At 65.9% G+C, this 16,429-nt stretch carries 12 protein-coding genes; 4 read left to right on the forward strand and 8 right to left on the reverse strand.

The window, feature by feature from the left end; genetic code table 11:
• The first annotated feature begins 60 nt into the window (after positions 1-60).
• Positions 61-2,073, forward strand: coding sequence for a M3 family metallopeptidase (locus ABWV23_RS11130; RefSeq protein WP_353347673.1), 2,013 nt, complete (start codon positions 61-63; stop codon positions 2,071-2,073).
• 108 nt (positions 2,074-2,181) lie between these two features.
• Here ABWV23_RS11130 and ABWV23_RS11135 read toward each other — a convergent pair whose 3' ends face one another.
• From ABWV23_RS11135 to ABWV23_RS11165, 7 genes are all read right to left on the reverse strand, one after another.
• Positions 2,182-3,114: a 2-hydroxyacid dehydrogenase gene (locus tag ABWV23_RS11135; RefSeq protein WP_353347675.1), complete on the reverse strand. Its 933-nt coding sequence runs from the start codon at positions 3,112-3,114 to the stop codon at positions 2,182-2,184.
• A 13-nt stretch (positions 3,115-3,127) separates the two neighbouring features.
• Complete coding sequence (gene rodA / locus ABWV23_RS11140) at positions 3,128-4,267, reverse strand: rod shape-determining protein RodA (RefSeq protein WP_353347677.1); 1,140 nt, start codon at positions 4,265-4,267, stop codon at positions 3,128-3,130.
• Positions 4,264-6,207: a penicillin-binding protein 2 gene (mrdA, locus tag ABWV23_RS11145; RefSeq protein WP_353347679.1), complete on the reverse strand. Its 1,944-nt coding sequence runs from the start codon at positions 6,205-6,207 to the stop codon at positions 4,264-4,266. Before mrdA ends, rodA begins: the two co-directional genes overlap by 4 nt.
• Positions 6,204-6,743 carry a rod shape-determining protein MreD gene (locus ABWV23_RS11150; RefSeq protein WP_353347681.1) on the reverse strand — a complete coding sequence of 180 codons (540 nt, stop codon included), beginning with the start codon at positions 6,741-6,743 and terminating at the stop codon, positions 6,204-6,206. Before ABWV23_RS11150 ends, mrdA begins: the two co-directional genes overlap by 4 nt.
• Positions 6,736-7,644: a rod shape-determining protein MreC gene (gene mreC / locus ABWV23_RS11155; RefSeq protein ID WP_353347768.1), complete on the reverse strand. Its 909-nt coding sequence runs from the start codon at positions 7,642-7,644 to the stop codon at positions 6,736-6,738. Before mreC ends, ABWV23_RS11150 begins: the two co-directional genes overlap by 8 nt.
• 59 nt (positions 7,645-7,703) lie before the next feature.
• Positions 7,704-8,750 carry a rod shape-determining protein gene (locus tag ABWV23_RS11160; protein ID WP_353347683.1) on the reverse strand — a complete coding sequence of 349 codons (1,047 nt, stop codon included), beginning with the start codon at positions 8,748-8,750 and terminating at the stop codon, positions 7,704-7,706.
• A 175-nt stretch (positions 8,751-8,925) separates the two neighbouring features.
• Positions 8,926-10,500, reverse strand: coding sequence for a 2-isopropylmalate synthase (locus ABWV23_RS11165; protein WP_353347685.1), 1,575 nt, complete (start codon positions 10,498-10,500; stop codon positions 8,926-8,928).
• A gap of 494 nt (positions 10,501-10,994) precedes the next feature.
• Between ABWV23_RS11165 and ABWV23_RS11170 the strand changes: the two genes are divergently transcribed.
• Together ABWV23_RS11170 and ABWV23_RS11175 are read left to right on the forward strand one after the other, a co-directional pair.
• On the forward strand, positions 10,995-12,275 hold the full coding sequence (locus tag ABWV23_RS11170) for an NAD(P)/FAD-dependent oxidoreductase (RefSeq protein ID WP_353347687.1): 1,281 nt from the start codon (positions 10,995-10,997) through the stop codon (positions 12,273-12,275).
• Positions 12,276-12,487: 212 nt separating this feature from the next.
• Positions 12,488-13,000 carry a hypothetical protein gene (locus ABWV23_RS11175; protein ID WP_353347689.1) on the forward strand — a complete coding sequence of 171 codons (513 nt, stop codon included), beginning with the start codon at positions 12,488-12,490 and terminating at the stop codon, positions 12,998-13,000.
• Between the two features lie 166 nt (positions 13,001-13,166).
• Here ABWV23_RS11175 and ABWV23_RS11180 read toward each other — a convergent pair whose 3' ends face one another.
• The gene (locus ABWV23_RS11180) at positions 13,167-14,570 is read right to left on the reverse strand and encodes an MORN repeat-containing protein (RefSeq protein ID WP_502901647.1); all 1,404 of its coding nucleotides are present in this window, start codon (positions 14,568-14,570) and stop codon (positions 13,167-13,169) included.
• 167 nt (positions 14,571-14,737) lie between these two features.
• Here ABWV23_RS11180 and ABWV23_RS11185 point away from each other — a divergent pair, with 167 nt between their 5' ends.
• Entirely contained in the window at positions 14,738-16,396 is a 1,659-nt protein-coding gene (locus tag ABWV23_RS11185; protein WP_353347691.1) for an NAD+ synthase, read from the forward strand.
• Positions 16,397-16,429 lie beyond the last annotated feature (33 nt).

Below are 16,429 nucleotides of genomic sequence, written 5' to 3' on the forward strand. Positions count from 1 at the left end.
GCGGGACGCTCTGGACATTGCCGCGCGAGAGCATAGCTTGCCAAGACAAAGGAGACCTTGATGAGCAACCCGATCCTGTCCGACTGGGACACCCCGTTCCAGATTGCCCCTTTCGATGCCATTTCCGACGAGGATTTCGCCCCCGCGCTGGATCTCGCGCTGGCCGCCCACCGCGACGAGATCGCGGCGATCACGCAAAATCCCGAACCGCCGACGTTCGCCAATACCATCGAGGCGCTGGAGGCCGCGGGCAAGGCGCTGGACAAGGTGCTTTCGGTATTCTTCACCGTGGCGGGCGCGGACAGCAATCCCGAGCGACAGGAATTGCAGCGGGACTTCTCGCCCAGGCTGGCCGCCCATTACTCCGAGATTTCCGCGAACACGGCGCTGTTCGCCCGGGTGGCGGACCTCTGGGCGCGGCGCAACGCGCTGGGACTGACCCCCGAACAGACCCGCGTGTTGATGCTCACCCATCGCGGATTTGTTCGCGCCGGCGCCGCGCTGAGGGGCGAGGCGGCCGAGCGGATGAAACAGATCAAGGCGCGGCTGGCGACGCTGGGCACCGCCTTTACCCAGAACCTGCTGGCCGATGAGCGCGACTGGACCATGCCGCTGTCCGAGGCAGACCTCGAGGGGCTGCCCGATTTCGTCATCCGCGCCGCCCGCACCGCCGGTGAAGACCAGGGCGCGGATGGCCCGATCGTCACCCTGTCCCGGTCGCTGATCGTGCCGTTCCTGCAATTCTCTCCCCGCCGCGACCTGCGCGAGAAAGCCTGGCGCGCCTGGGCCGCGCGCGGCGCGAATGGGGGCGAGACCGACAACCGCGCCATCGCCGCCGAGATCCTGGCCCTGCGCGAGGAGCGGGCAAAGCTATTGGGCTATGACAGTTTCGCCGCCTACAAGCTGGAAACCGAGATGGCCAAGACACCGGGGGCGGTCAAGGACCTGTTGATGCAGGTCTGGGAGCCGGCCAAGGCACAGGCCGAGGCGGACGCCAAGGTGCTGACCGCGATGATGCAGGAGGACGGCGTCAACGGCGACCTGGAGCCCTGGGACTGGCGCTACTACGCGGAGAAACGGCGCAAGGCAGAGCATGATCTGGATGAGGCGGCGCTGAAACCCTACCTGCAGCTTGACCGGATGATCGAGGCGGTGTTTTCCTGTGCGCACCGGCTGTTCGGGCTGGAGTTCGCGCCGCTGGACGTGGCGCTCTATCACCCCGATTGCCGGGCGTGGGAGGTGACACGCGACGGCAAACACGTCGGCGTCTTCATCGGCGACTATTTCGCCCGCGGCTCGAAACGCTCGGGCGCCTGGTGCAGCGCCATGCGCGGCCAGGCCCGGTTCCCCGAACCGCAGGCGCCGGTGGTGATCAACGTGTGCAACTTCGCCAAGGGCGATCCGGCGCTGCTGTCCTATGACGATGCGCGCACGCTGTTCCATGAGTTCGGCCATGCGCTGCACCAGTTGTTGTCGGATGTGACCTACGAGAGCATCTCGGGCACCTCGGTGGCGCGTGACTTCGTCGAACTGCCCAGCCAATTGTACGAACACTGGCTTGAAGTCCCCGAAGTGCTGGCCGAATTTGCCACCCACGTGGAAACCGGCGCGCCGATGCCCGAGGCGATGCGCGACAAGCTGCTGAAGGCGGCGAACTTCGACATGGGGTTCCAGACCGTGGAATACGTCGCCTCGGCGCTGGTCGATCTCGCCTTTCACGAGGGCGCCGCGCCCGCCGATCCGATGGCGAAACAGGCCGAGGTTCTGGCCGAGATCGGCATGCCCCATGCCATCGGCATGCGCCACGCGACGCCGCAATTCGCCCATGTGTTCTCCGGCGACGGCTACAGTTCCGGTTATTACAGCTACATGTGGTCCGAGGTGATGGACGCCGATGCCTTCGCCGCTTTTGAAGAGGCCGGCGGTGCCTTTGATCCCGACCGTGCCCAAGCGCTGGAACGGCACATCCTGTCTGCCGGCGGATCGCAGGAGCCTGAGGCGCTTTATACCGCGTTCCGGGGAAGGTTGCCGGGGGTCGAGGCACTGCTCAAGGGGCGCGGCCTGGCGGCCTGATCGCACCTGCGCCGCAAGCCTTCGGCGAGAGTATTTTAGAAAAGAGAAGAAGGGACGGCCGCTTCTTCTCTTTCCAAATACTCATATCCCGACGCGGGGTCAGGCGCGTCAGTAGCCCAGGTCGCGGTCCACCAAATGCAGCAGGGGTTCGCCGACCTCGCCACGGCGTACGTTCTCGGCGATCACCTCAGCGGCGGTGTCAGGCCGGGTTTCCGAGGCGATATGCGGGGTGACGGTGACCTTGGGGTGGGCCCAGAACGGATGCTCCGGCGGCAGCGGTTCGGTACGGAACACGTCCAGCGTGGCGTGCCCGAGCTGGCCGCTGTCGAGCGCGGCGATCAGCGCGTCGTCCACGATCAGCGGGCCGCGCCCGGGGTTGATGACGACGGCGCCCCGCGGCATCCGGGCGATGGCGTCGGCATCCAGCACGTCGCGCGTGGCGGGGGTGTCGGGCAGCAGCAGGATCAGGATGTCGGCCTGCGCCAGGGTCTCGCGCAGCCCCGCCTCGCCGTGCCGACAGGTGATCCCCTCGGCCGATTTCTCGCTGCGGCTCCAGCCGGTGACCGGAAAGCCCAGCCGCGCCAGCGTGGTGCCCGCCGCGATGCCGAGCGCGCCCAGCCCCAGCAGGCCGATCCTCCGGTCGCGCGCCAGTGGCGGCGCGGTCTTGCGCCAGGCGCCGTCCTGGTTGAGGATATGGGTGTCCATCCCGAGGTGATGGCGCAGGGTGTGGCCCACCACCCATTCGGTCATGCCCTGGGTCAGCCCGAAATCGACCATGCGCGCCAGCGGCACCTGCAGCGTGGGGTTGCCCACCACCGCCTCGACCCCGGCCCAGAGGTTCAGCACCGCCTTGAGACGGGTGAAGGGGGTGAAATCGACAATCCCGCTGTTGGGGGCGTAGATGATGTAATCGACCTCTTCGGGCGGGAAATCGGTGCCCAGCCGGTACTTCACGCCCAGCGCGCCCAGCGCGTGGCGCAGCGGAGCCTCGTAGGTGGTCCAGCGTTCGGTTTTCGAGGCGAAGAGAAGGGTTGCGGTCATGAGGTCTCCGGTATCAGCGGGGGCGGTGGATATGGGCGCTCTGCACGATGCCGAAGGCGGCCATCAGCACCAGCATGGCCGAGCCGCCATAGCTGACCATCGGCAGCGGCACGCCCACCACCGGCGCCAGCCCCATCACCATCGACATGTTGACGGCGAAGAACAGGAAGAAGGTAAAGGCGATGCCGAGCGTGACCAGCGACGAGAACCGGTCGCGCGAAGCCAGTGCCGAGGAAATGCAGAACAGGATGATCAGGGCGTAGAGCGTCAGCAGGGATATGCCGCCGACAAAGCCGAATTCCTCGGCCAGGGTGGTGAAGATGAAGTCGGTGTGTTTCTCGGGCAGGAAGTTGAGCCGCGATTGCGTTCCCTGCATGAAGCCGCGCCCGGCCCAGCCGCCCGAGCCCAGCGCGATCTTGGACTGGGTGATGTGGTACCCGGCGCCGAGCGGGTCACTGCCCGGGTCGAGGAAGGTGTCGATGCGCCGGTACTGGTAGTCTTTCAGCAGTTGCCAGGGGGTGCCGCGCGACTGGAACACCGCGCTGACCATCCCGACGCCGACCGCGATCACGGCGGCGAAATAGGCCCAGTGCACCCCGGCCAGAAACATTACCGCGCCGCCCGCCGCCAGCATCAGGATCGCGGTGCCCAGGTCGGGCTGGCGCAGCACCATCGCTGTCGGAACCAGGATGAACAGCAGCGGCAGCAACACCCATAGCGGGCGCGAGGTGCGCGCTGCGGGCAGCCAGTCGTAATAGGCGGCGAGCATCATCACCAGCGTGATCTTGGTCAGCTCCGAGGGCTGCAGCCGCATGAACCCCAGGTCGATCCAGCGCTGCGCGCCCATCCCGACCGTGCCGAACAGTTCGACCCCGAGAAGCAGCAGCAGCGACAACCCATAGGCCAGCGCGGCCATGTTGCGCCAGAACCAGATCGGCACCATGGCGACCGAGATCATCACTGCAAGGCCGAGGGCGAACCGCTTGATCTGCGGTTCGGCCCAGGGCGTGAACGAGCCGCCGGCGACCGAGTAGAGCATCAGCGCGCCGACACCCGCGACCGAGACCAGCAGCACGGTCAGCGGCCAGTTCAGGTAGAGCACCTTGTGCAGGCCCGCGGGCGTGGATTTGACCTTGGACTCGAGGTAACTCATGCGCGTCCGCTCTGTTCCTGTTCCGCGCGCAGCCGCTCGCGGTGCAGCCGCTCCTGCTGGGCCTTGATCCGGTTGCGGTCCTTGGACGGGTAGGCGGTCAGGGGCGGGGTGCCGCCGTAGAGGGCCTGCAGCATCACGTCGCGGGCCACCGGCGCCGCCACGGTGGAGCCGCCGCCACCGTGTTCGACGACCACCGAGACGGCATATTTCGGCTTGTCAAAGGGGGCGAAGCACACGAACAGCGCATGGTCGCGCCGGTTCCATGGCAGATCCGCGTTGCGGGTCACGCCGGCGGCGCGCTCGGCGGCGGTGATGTTGCGCACCTGGCTGGTGCCGGTCTTGCCGGCCATGCGAAAGGCATCCTCGATGATGCGGCTGCGATAGGCGGTGCCGCGCCGGTCGTTCGAGACCTCGAACATCGCCTTGCGCAGGGTGCGCAGGTTGTTTTCGTTCACCCCCAGCGGTTCGCCCGCGCCGCTGGGCTGTTCGATCCCGTCGATGGATTTGACCAGCCGCGGGGTGATCGCCCGCCCGGTGGCGATCCGCGCGACCATCACCGCCAGTTGCATCGGCGAGGCCAGCATGAAGCCCTGACCGATCGCGGCGTTGGCGGTGTCGCCGATCAGCCACTCGGTGCCATGCACGCGCTTCTTCCACGCCCGGTTGGGGGTCAGCCCGGCGGCCACCGCCGACATCGGCACGTCATGGCGGACGCCGAGGCCGAACCGCTGCGCCATGGCCGAGATCTTGTCGATCCCGACCTTGAGCGCCAGGTCATAGTAGTAGACGTCGCAGCTATGCTTGAGCGAGTCCGCGAGGTTCACATGCCCATGGCCGCCCCGGCGCCAGCAGTGGAACCGGCGGCCCGAGACCTCCAGGTAGCCGGGGCACCAGACGGTTTCCTCGGGGCCGATCAGCCCCTCTTCCAGCGCCGCCATGGCGGTGATCATCTTGAAGGTCGAACCGGGGGGGTAGACCCCCTGTACCGATTTCGATGCCAGCGGGCGGTGCAGATCGTCGGTCAGCGCGCGGTAATCGGCCACCGAGATGCCGCGTACGAACAGGTTGGGATCGAAGCTGGGCGAGGAAGAGATCGCGCGCAGATCGCCGGTTTCGCAATCGATCACCACGGCGCTGGCGCTCTCGTTGCCCAGCCGGGCCTGCACGTAGCCCTGAAGCTCGGCATCGACGCTCAGTTGCAGGTCGGCGCCCGGCTGTCCCTCGCGGCGGTCCAGCTCGCGCATGACGCGGCCGGTGGCGTTGACCTCGACCCGCTTGGCGCCGGCCTTACCGCGCAGCATCCCCTCGCGCTTGGCCTCGAGCCCGACCTTGCCGATCTGGAAGCGCGGGATGCGCAGCACCGGTTCGGGATCCTCGATCTTGCTCAGGTCATAATCCGAGACCGGGCCGACATAGCCGACCACATGGGCAAAATCGGGGCCGCGCGGATAGACGCGGGTCAGGCCGACCTCGGGGGTGATGCCGGGCAGGGCGGGGGCATTCACCGCCACCTTGGAGATGTCGTCCCAGCCGATCCGGTCGGCCAGGGTGACCGGCAGGAAGGGCGGGCTGCGGCGCATCTCGGTTCGGGCGCGCTCGAGATCTTCGGCGTCGAGCGGGATCAGCCGGGTCAGCCGGTCGAGCACGGCCTCGACGTCGCCGGCGTCCTCGCGCACGATCACGATGCGATAGCTTTGCACGTTCTGCGCCAGCACGTTGCCGTTGCGGTCGAAGATCTCGCCGCGGGCGGGCGGGATCAGGCGGATGTTGACGCGGTTCTCCTCGGCCAGCAGGCGGAACTGGTCGGCCTGCTCGACCTGGAGATAGCGCATCCGCAACGCCAGCCCGCCGGCAAAGGCGAGTTGCAGCCCCCCCAGCAGCACCGCGCGGCGGTTGGAGACCCGGTTCAGTTGCAACAGTTCGCGGGGATTGCGCCTCATGCCCAGCCTCCCATCGCGTCGGTGTCGCTGGGGGCGGGCTTGCGAACGCCCATCAGCGACTGGGTGACCAGGACCACCAGCGGGTAGGCGATCATGGTCATCACCATCTGGAACAGGCTCAGGCTGAGTTGCGCCTGTTCGACCGCCAGCAGCGCCAGCGTCAGCCGGTTGAGTACGGTGATCGCCAGCAGCGACAGGCAGACCGCCAGCCACTCGCCCGCGAAGCTGGCCTCGCGCAGGCCGCTGGCGCGGGTCTTGAGGTATTCGCTGCCCAGCACCACCAGCAGCGCCATCAGCCCCGGTGGGCGCAGGAACAGCAGATCGGCCATCAGCATGACCGCCGCGATGCTTGGCGCCGGGGCGAAATCGGGGCGTCGCAGGCTCCATGCAAAGGCGAAGGCGATCAGCAGGTCGGGCGGGGCCCAGCGTCGCGGCAGGGTGTCCAGCGGGATCAGGTGAAAGAACATGATCAGGAGCGCCAGCCCGAGGAAGGCGGCGCGCATCAGCCACAGGCGAGAGGGAGACAGGTTACCCATCGCTGCCGGTCTCCGTGTTGGCGGTGGTTTCTTGTTGCCGGGTCAGAGGCTGCACCAGCTTGCCGGGGTCGGTGACGGTCTCGGCGCCGTGGTGGCGCAGAACGCGCAGGAACTCCAGCCGTTCATAGTCCGCCGCCAGCCGCACCCGCAGCCGGCCCGAGGGGTCGGCTGCGACCTGGCCGATCAGCAGGCCGGCCGGGAACACCCCGCCATCGCCGGTGGTGGTCACCCGGTCGCCCGGCCGGACCAGGTCGGGGTTCTCGAGAAAATCGATCAGCGGCGCGGCGGTGTTGTTGCCGGTCACCAGCGCGGATTGCCCCGAGGGCTGGATGATGGCCGGCACCGAGCTGGAGGCGTCGGTCAGCAGGATCACCCGCGCGGTGTTGTCGCCGGTGCCCGAGATCCGCCCGACAAGGCCGATCCCGTCCATCGCCGCCCAGCCGTCTCGAATGCCGTCGCGTGCCCCGACGTTGAGCAGCACCGATTGCCGGAACGGCGAGCCGCTGTCGGCCAGCACCACGCCGGTGATATAGGTCAGGCGGGGATCCAGCCGCACGTTGTTGAGGTCCAGCAGACGCGCGTTTTCCTGTTCAAGCTGCAAGGCCGCCTCTTTCCAGGCCTTCATCTGGCGCAACTCTCGGCGCAGCTCGCGGTTCTGGTCGGCGAGCCGCCGGTAGCTCTGGAAATCGCGGAACAGGTTGATGGTGCCGGTGACCGGGGCCATCGCCCAGTCCATAGAGGGCACCACGCTGTCGACCACCTGGGCGCGGAACCGTTCGACTCGCGGGCTGTCGATGCGCCAGACCAGGAAAATGCCAAGCAGGCACAGGGCGATGATCCCGAGCACCAGCCGGCGCAGGGGAGTGGTGTAATCGTCGCGCTGTGAGCGGTCCTTGGCCAATGGCATCCTTCCGTCACATGCCGCGGCCGTACCGGACGGCCGACAAAAGGGAGTGCGCCCTAGCTGTCGTAGTCAATCGCGTGGCGCAGCTGCTTTTCGTATTCCAGCGCCTTGCCGGTGCCGAGCGCCACGCAGTTGAGGCTCTCGTCGGCGATCGAGACCGCAAGCCCGGTCTGTTCGCGCAGCGCCAGATCGAGATCGCCCAGCAGCGCGCCGCCTCCGGTCAGCATGACGCCCCGGTCGACGATGTCGGCGGCCAGGTCCGGCGGCGTGGTTTCCAGCGCGGTCATCACCGCCTCGCAGATCTGCTGTACCGGTTCGGCCAGCGCCTCGGCGATCTGGGCCTGGCTGACCTCGATTTCCTTCGGCACCCCGTTCAGAAGGTCGCGGCCCCGGATCTGCATCGAGGTGCCGCGCCCGTCATCGGGCATCCGGGCGGTGCCGATCGAGGTCTTGATCCGCTCTGCCGTGCTTTCGCCGACCAGGAGGTTCTGTTGCCGGCGCAGATAGGCGATGATCGCCTCGTCCATGCGGTCGCCGCCCACCCGGACCGAGCGGGCATAAACGATATCGCCCAGGCTCAGCACCGCCACCTCGGTGGTGCCGCCGCCGATATCCACCACCATCGAGCCGGTGGGATCGGTGATCGGCATGCCGGCGCCGATGGCAGCGGCGATGGGTTCGGCGATCAGCCCGGCGCGGCGGGCGCCAGCGGACAGCACCGACTGGCGAATGGCGCGTTTTTCCACCGGGGTGGCGCCGTGCGGCACGCAGACGATGATCTTGGGCTTGGAGAAGGTCGAGCGCTTGTGCACCTTGCGGATGAAATGCTTGATCATTTCCTCTGCGGTGTCGAAATCGGCGATCACCCCTTCGCGCATCGGGCGGATCGCCTCGATGCTGCCCGGCGTCCGGCCCAGCATCAGCTTGGCGTCCTCGCCCACGGCCAGCACCTTCTTGACGCCGTCCTTGACATGATAGGCCACCACCGAGGGCTCCGACAGGATGACCCCGCGTCCCTTGACGTAGACCAGTGTATTCGCCGTACCGAGGTCAATGGCCATGTCCGAAGAGAACAAGCCGCCGAGATTTCCGAACACCGACATATATGTGCGATCCTGTAGAGTACTGCGCATTGGTCCGCGACTCCCCGAAGGGGTGGACCACAGCCTTATAGGATGCTGCAGGCAGCGGCGAAAGGGCGGATTTCGGAGGGTGCAGCGCCTTTCCGCCTGTAAAGGGGTGTCCCCGGCACGCGTCGGCGCGCCGGAGACGATGGGATCAGCTCACGTCCTTGTACGAGACTTCGCGCGCGTCGGCGCCCGGGCCGGCCTTTTCGCGCCGCACCAGCAGCCGGTTCAGCGCGTTGACATAGGCCTTGGCGCTGGCCACGACGGTATCGGTATCGGCCGACTGACCGGTCGCGATCACGCCGTCCTCTTCCAGCCGCACGCTCACCGTGGCCTGGGCATCGGTGCCCTCGGTCACCGCGTGCACCTGGTAAAGCTGCAGCCGTGCCTGGTTGGGATAGAGCGTGCGCACCGCCTTGAAGGTGGCATCGACCGGGCCGTCGCCGTGTTCGGTCGCGATCACCTCCTTGCCGTCGATCTCCATCTCCAGCGTCGCCTCGGCCGGGCCGCCGGTGCCGCAGAGCACCTTGAGCGACACGATCTGCAGCCGGTCGCCGGCCTGGTCCGCGGTGGTGCCGACCAGCGCGACGATGTCTTCGTCATAGACCTCTTTCTTGCGGTCGGCCAATTCCTTGAACCGCACGAAGATGTCCTTGAGCTGGTTGTCGCCAACCTCGTGGCCCAGCTGCTTGAGCTTGTCGCGCAGCGCGGCGCGGCCCGAATGCTTGCCCATCACCAGGTTCGAGGCGGTCAGGCCCACGTCCTCGGGGCGCATGATCTCGAAGGTCTCGGCGTTCTTGAGCATGCCGTCCTGGTGGATGCCCGACTCATGGGCAAAGGCGTTCTTGCCGACGATCGCCTTGTTGAACTGGACCGGGAAACCCGAAACGGTCGAAACCCGGCGCGAGATGTGCATGATCTTGGTGCTGTCCACCCCGGTGCTCCAGGGCAGGATGTCGTGGCGCACCTTGAGCGCCATCACCACCTCTTCCAGCGCGGTGTTGCCGGCCCGTTCGCCCAGCCCGTTGACGGTGCATTCGATCTGGCGCGCGCCACCCGCCACGGCGGCCAGCGCGTTGGCCGTCGCCATGCCGAGGTCGTTGTGGCAATGGGTGGCAAAGATGATCTCATCCGCGCCGGGCACCGTCTCGATCAGGCGCCGGATCAGCGTGGCGCTTTCCTCCGGTGCGGTATAGCCGACGGTATCGGGCACGTTGATGGTGGTGGCGCCGGCCTTGATCGCGATTTCGACCACCCGGCAGAGATAATCCCACTCGGTCCGGGTCGCATCCATCGGCGACCATTGCACGTTGTCGCACAGGTTGCGCGCGTGGCTGACGGTCTCGTGGATCTTCTGCGCCATCTCGTCCATCGACAGGTTGGGGATGGCCCGGTGCAGCGGCGAGGTGCCGATAAAGGTATGGATGCGCGGCTTGGCAGCGTGTTTCACCGCCTCCCAGCAGCGGTCGATATCGGTCGCGCTGGCACGGGCCAGCCCGCAGATCACCGCGTTTTTCGAGTTTGCCGCGATCTCGCTTACCGCCTTGAAATCACCTTCGGAGGCGATCGGGAACCCGGCCTCGATGATATCCACGCCCATCTCGTCGAGCAGGCCGGCGATCTCCAGCTTCTCGTCGTGGGTCATGGTGGCGCCGGGGCTTTGCTCGCCGTCGCGCAAGGTGGTGTCAAAGATCAAGACGCGGTCTTGTTCCGGTACGTTCGTCATGTCGGTATCTTTCCAAATCTGTCCTAAAGCCGATGGCGCGCAGGCGTCCCCCTCTGAGCGGGCGCGCCGAATGGCACGCTCAGAGGCGGCTTAGGATCAGTAGGCCACGCAGCGACGCACCGCAGAACGCGGGGGCGGTCGGGATATGTGCCTGGCTGGTCATGGGGCACAATCTATACCCGGACGACGGGAAATGAAAACCCAAAATGAGCCCGGCTGCGCGGATTTCCCGGCGCCGGTCGCGCAGGGGCGCACAGGGCAACGCGCGCGGATTCTGCATTGTATGCCAAGGTGTGCGGTTTGATCCATGTCAGGTCTATCGTTTCTTGAATATGTTAATGTAACCCACATCTTTCCCGGTTCGGTTGCGCGAGCACTCGGAAAACGCGGTGGCAATGCGGGCGACGCGGGAAGGGGTGGGCCGCTTTGCGCGGTGCGTGTCATCAAGGCCGTGGAGGAGGAGCCAGGGCCACCACTCAGAGGGAAAAACAGATATGGCGCATGTTGTTGTTCTGGGGGCCGGTGTCGGCGGCACCATACAGGCCTATGAACTCAAGGAAGCGTTGGGTCGCGATGACACGGTCACCGTGATCTCGAACAAGCCCTATTTCCAGTTCACGCCGTCCAACCCGTCGGCCGGGATCGGCTTGCGCACGCAGGATCAGATCACCATCGACCTGGCCCCGGTGATGGAACGGCGGGGGATCGAATTCATCTGCGACGGGGCGGTGAAACTGGACCCCGAGGCGAATACCATCCACCTGCAAAGTGGCCGCGAGGTCAGCTATGACTATCTGGTGATTGCCACCGGCCCCGACCTGGCCTTTGACGAGATCGAGGGCTTTGGCCCCGAGAAGTATACCCATTCGGTCTGTCAAATCGAACACGCGGCGGCCTCGGGCGACAAGTGGGACGACTTCTGCGCCAACCCCGGCCCGATCGTGGTCGGCGCGGTACAGGGGGCCTCGTGCTTTGGCCCGGCCTATGAATATGTCATGAGCATCGACACCGACCTGCGCCGCCGCAAGATTCGCGACAAGGTGCCGATGACCTTTGTCACCCCGGAACCCTATATCGGCCACCTGGGCCTTGGCGGGGTGGGCGACACCAAGGGCATGTTGGAATCGATCATGCGCGAACGCTCGATCCGTTGGGTCACCAATGCCAAGACCGATCGTTTCGAGGCCGACAAGATCCACGTCACCGAATGCGACGAAGACGGCCAGCCGAAGAAGACGCATGAAATCCCCTTCAGCTATGCGATGATGCTGCCGGCGTTTCGCGGCATCCCGGCGGTGATGGGGATCGAGGGGCTGGTCAATCCGCGCGGCTTCGTCATCGTCGACGAGCATCAGCGCAACCCGGCCTATCCCAATATCTTCGGCATCGGCGTCTGCATCGCCATAGCGCCGAAAGAACCCACCCCGGTGCCCACCGGCGTGCCGAAGACCGGGTTCATGATCGAGTCCATGGTCACCGCCACCGCCCACAACATCGCGCAGATCCTCGAGGGCGGTGAGCCGCGCGAGATGGCGACCTGGAACGCGCTGTGCCTCGCCGATTTCGGCGACGACGGGGCCGCCTTTCTGGCAATGCCGCAGAACCCGCCGCGCAACGTCAACTGGGCGGCGCAGGGCCGCTGGGTGCACTGGGCCAAGCTGGCCTTCGAGTGGTATTTCATGCGCAAGGTGCGCCGTGGGGTGAGCGAGCCGTTCTACGAGAAATTCATGATGCGGTTCATGAAGATCAACAAGCTGAAGGACGGGCGGGGCTGAGGGGGACGGTTTTCCTTTAACTGCCGGGCGTGACTCCGCGCGAAGGTCAGCTTTGCGCCCGACTTGACGGTCATTTGCAGCGCGGCGGTTCTCCGCTCTTGAGAGTCCGCTGAAGAGAAGGGATTTGTGTGGCGACACACTGAATTGCTCCTGCCACTATCATTCCTGGCCGCTTAGCTTAAGAAAGGCCGGGACATGAAGGAGAGCGAACGGTGGAAACCTCACAGAGTGTGCCGGACCTGATTGCGGCGGCACGGGCCAAGGCAAAGGTGATTGAAGACAGACTTTCGCTTGCGCGGGCGCGGCTCGACGGGCAGAGCGGCTCGGAAGCTCAAGCTGAAGACCTGCGCGCGGCGAATGTCGCGCTTGAATTGGCCGCTGTTGATATCTTCACTCTGTTCGAAGCGCGCATGCAGCACCACTTCAAACGCGGTCCGTTTTCACGAAAGTTGAGAACGTCGCTTTTGAATTCCGGGCAAGCTGACCTCGCCGATAGGGTCCACAAGTATTATCTGGCGATCAACGTGCTCAAGCACGGAAAAGGCGCGAGCTATCGGGAACTACTCGACACTCCGACCGACCTTTTTCATATGAATCCCGCTGAAAGTCTCGATTCAAAACAAGAAGACGCTTCTTCGGGCCTGATAGATGTTGGCGTGCCGGGCTTTTTTGACGGGCTCGCCACAACACTTCTTGAAGCGCATCAGTTCCTCGAATCCCGGTAGGTTCCCGACCTCGGTTTCGCCAGATGAATAGGAGATGCGTGGCGAATGCTGCGTCCTCACCTCAGAAAGGTCACGCATCCCATGTCTGATCCCCGCGGGAGATCGTTGGCACGGCCAGCCCCTCCGCTTTTCGGCGCTCCCCCAAACCGGTGACGCAAGCGAACCCTTACCCACCGTCCTTCAGCGCGCCATTGTCCCACTGGCCGCTGGCCTCCTGTCCGGTGCCATAGCGCATGGTGCCCTCACCCTGCCGCTTGCCGTTCTTGAAGGTGCCCTCGTAGACATCGCCGTTGGCATAGGTGGCCACGCCCTGACCGCTGATCTCGCCCTCGGACCAGTCGCCCTTGTAGCGGAACCCGTCGGCCATCACGATTTCGCCGGTGCCATGACGCTGACCATCGACGAACTGGCCGGAATAGACCGAGCCGTCGGCATAGGTGGCAGTGCCCTGACCGTGGCGCTGGCCGTCCTTCCACTCGCCCTCGTAGCGATAGCCGTCGGCATAGGTCATCACGCCGTAGCCATCGTTCTTGGCGTTCTTGAACGCCCCCTTGTAGACGATGCCGTTGGCATAGGTGGCGGTGCCCTCGCCGTCGATCACCCCGGCCTGCCACGCGCCTTCGTAGGTCGAGCCGTCGGGATAGGTGATCTTGCCTTCGCCATCGGCGAGGTCGGCGCGGAACTGCCCCTCGTAGATCGAGCCGTCGGGATAGGTCACGCGGCCCTGGCCCTCGATCTGCCCGGCCACCCATGAGCCGGTATAGACATAGCCGTCGGCGCCGGTGAAGGTGCCCTGACCGTGGCGGCGGTCGTCAGCAAACTCGCCCGCGTAGGTATCGCCGTTGGCATAAGTCACCTTGCCGGTGCCTTCGCGCCGGCCGGCGACCAGCTCGCCCTCGTAGACATCGCCGTTGGGCTGGGTCAGCGTGCCGGTGCCGTTGATCTGCCCGTCGGCCCAGGTGCCGACATAGGTCAGCCCGTCCGGCATCGTCAGCTTGCCCTCGCCGTGGCGCTGGCCGGCGGCGATCTCGCCGTCATAGATCGCGCCGTCGGGATAGGTGATCACGCCCTTGCCCTGCTTCTCGCCATCGACCCAGTCGCCCCGGTATTCATAGCCGCCGGGGCTGGTCATCACGCCGAACCCGTCGTGCTGGGCGTTGCGGAACCCGCCCTCGTAGCGCACGCCGTTGGCATAGACCGCGACCCCTTGGCCGTTGATCACCCCGTCGGACCACTCGCCCTCATAGGTGCCGCCGTCGGAAAAGGTGATCTTGCCCAGCCCGTTCGGCTTGCCCTTGGCAAAGGCGCCCTCGTAGACCGAGCCGTTGGGAAAGCGCGCCACGCCCTGGCCCCGGATCTCGCCATCGACCCAGTCGCCGGTGTATTCATAACCGTTGGGCAGCCGATAGGTGCCGGTGCCATGCTGCAGCCCACCGCGAAAGGTGCCCTCATAGACGCCGCCGATGTCATCCTCGGTGGTCAGGACCTGGGTGTCCTGTGCCGCCGCCGGCATCGGTGCCATCATCACCAGACCGGATGTCACCGCGAAAATCGAGCCAAGATGTTTCATAGGATGTCCTGCCGCCCCCTCGTGCCGCGAAACGCCGTGGCGCCCCGCAAAAGCCATTAGAAACTAGGCGAGGGGGTGGGTTCAAGCAACGTCTTTTGCGGTGCAAGGCTTTCCCTCGGCACGCGATCTGGTAAACGGCAGGAAACAGCACTTGGACCGAGGGCAGGATGACCGACCGTTTCCGCGTGACGCTGGCGCAACTGAACCCCGTCATGGGCGACCTGGAGGGCAACGCCGCCAAGGCGCGCGACGCCTGGCAAAAGGGGCGCGATGCCGGCGCCGATCTCGTGGCGCTGCCCGAGATGTTCATCGTCGGCTACAACCCGCAGGATCTGCTGCTGAAGCCGGCCTTTCAGGTCGCCGCGATCGAGGCGGTGCGCAAGCTGGCGGCGGATTGCGCCGACGGCCCGGCGCTGGCCATCGGCGGGCCCTGGGTCGAGGGCGCGCAGCTGTTCAACGCCTATTTCATCCTCAAGGGCGGCAAGATCGCCAGTACCGTTCTTAAGCACAACCTGCCCAACGAGATGGTGTTCGACGAGGTGCGCATCTTTGACTCCGGTCCGCTCGGCGGTCCCTATTCGGTGGGCAACACCCGGATCGGCAGCCCGATCTGCGAAGACGCCTGGCATGAGGACGTGGCCGAGACCCTGGTCGAGACCGGGGCCGAGTTCCTGATCGTGCCCAATGGCTCGCCTTATTATCGCGGCAAGCACGACACGCGGCTCAACCACATGGTCGCGCGGGTGGTCGATACCGGCCTGCCGCTGATCTATCTCAACATGGTGGGCGGGCAGGACGACCAGGTGTTCGACGGCGCCAGCTTTGGCCTGAACCCGGGCGGTGAGCTGGCCTTTCAGATGCCGCAGTTCGACGCCGCCGTCACCCATGTGGACCTGCACCGCACCCCCGAGGGCTGGCGCATCCTGCCGGGCGAGGAGCATGTGCATGCCTCCGAATGGGAGCAGGATTACCAGGTGATGGTGATCGCGCTGCGCGACTACATGGCCAAGACCGGCTTTTCCAAGGTGCTGCTGGGCCTTTCGGGCGGTATCGACTCGGCCATCGTCGCCACCATCGCCGCCGATGCGCTGGGCCCGGAAAACGTGCGCTGCGTGATGCTGCCCTCGGAGTATACCAGCCGCGAGAGCCTCGAGGACGCCGAGGCGGTCGCCAAGGCGCTGGGTTGTCATTACGACTACGTGCCGATTTCGGAGGGGCGCGCCGCGATCACCAACACGCTGGCGCCGCTGTTCGAGGGGCGCGACCCGGACCTGACCGAGGAAAACATCCAGTCGCGCCTGCGCGGGCTGCTGCTGATGGCGATGTCCAACAAGTTCGGCGAGATGCTTCTGACCACCGGCAACAAGTCCGAGGTGGCGGTCGGTTATGCCACCATCTATGGCGACATGGCCGGGGGGTACAATCCGATCAAGGATTTGTACAAGACCCGCGTGTTCGAGACCTGCCGCTGGCGCAACGAGAACCACCGGGACTGGATGAAGGCGCCGGCGGGCGAGGTGATCCCGCAGCGGATCATCACCAAACCGCCCAGCGCCGAGTTGCGCCCGGACCAGAAGGACAGCAACAGCCTGCCCGAATACGACGAGCTGGACGCGATCCTCGATATCCTGGTCGACCGCGACGGCTCGATCGCCGATTGCGTCGCCGCCGGCTTCGACAGGGCCACCGCGAAGAAGGTCGAGCATCTGCTTTACATCAGCGAATACAAGCGGTTCCAGTCGGCTCCGGGGGCGCGGCTGACCAACCGGGCGTTCTGGCTGGATCGGCGCTATCCCATCGTCAACCGCTGGCGCGACCCGTCCTGACCGGGGGGGCGGGCCAGCGTTGCGGGGTGCGGC

It is taken from the genome of Aquicoccus sp. SU-CL01552, assembly GCF_040365005.1.
Classification (GTDB): Bacteria; Pseudomonadota; Alphaproteobacteria; order Rhodobacterales; family Rhodobacteraceae; genus Antarcticimicrobium.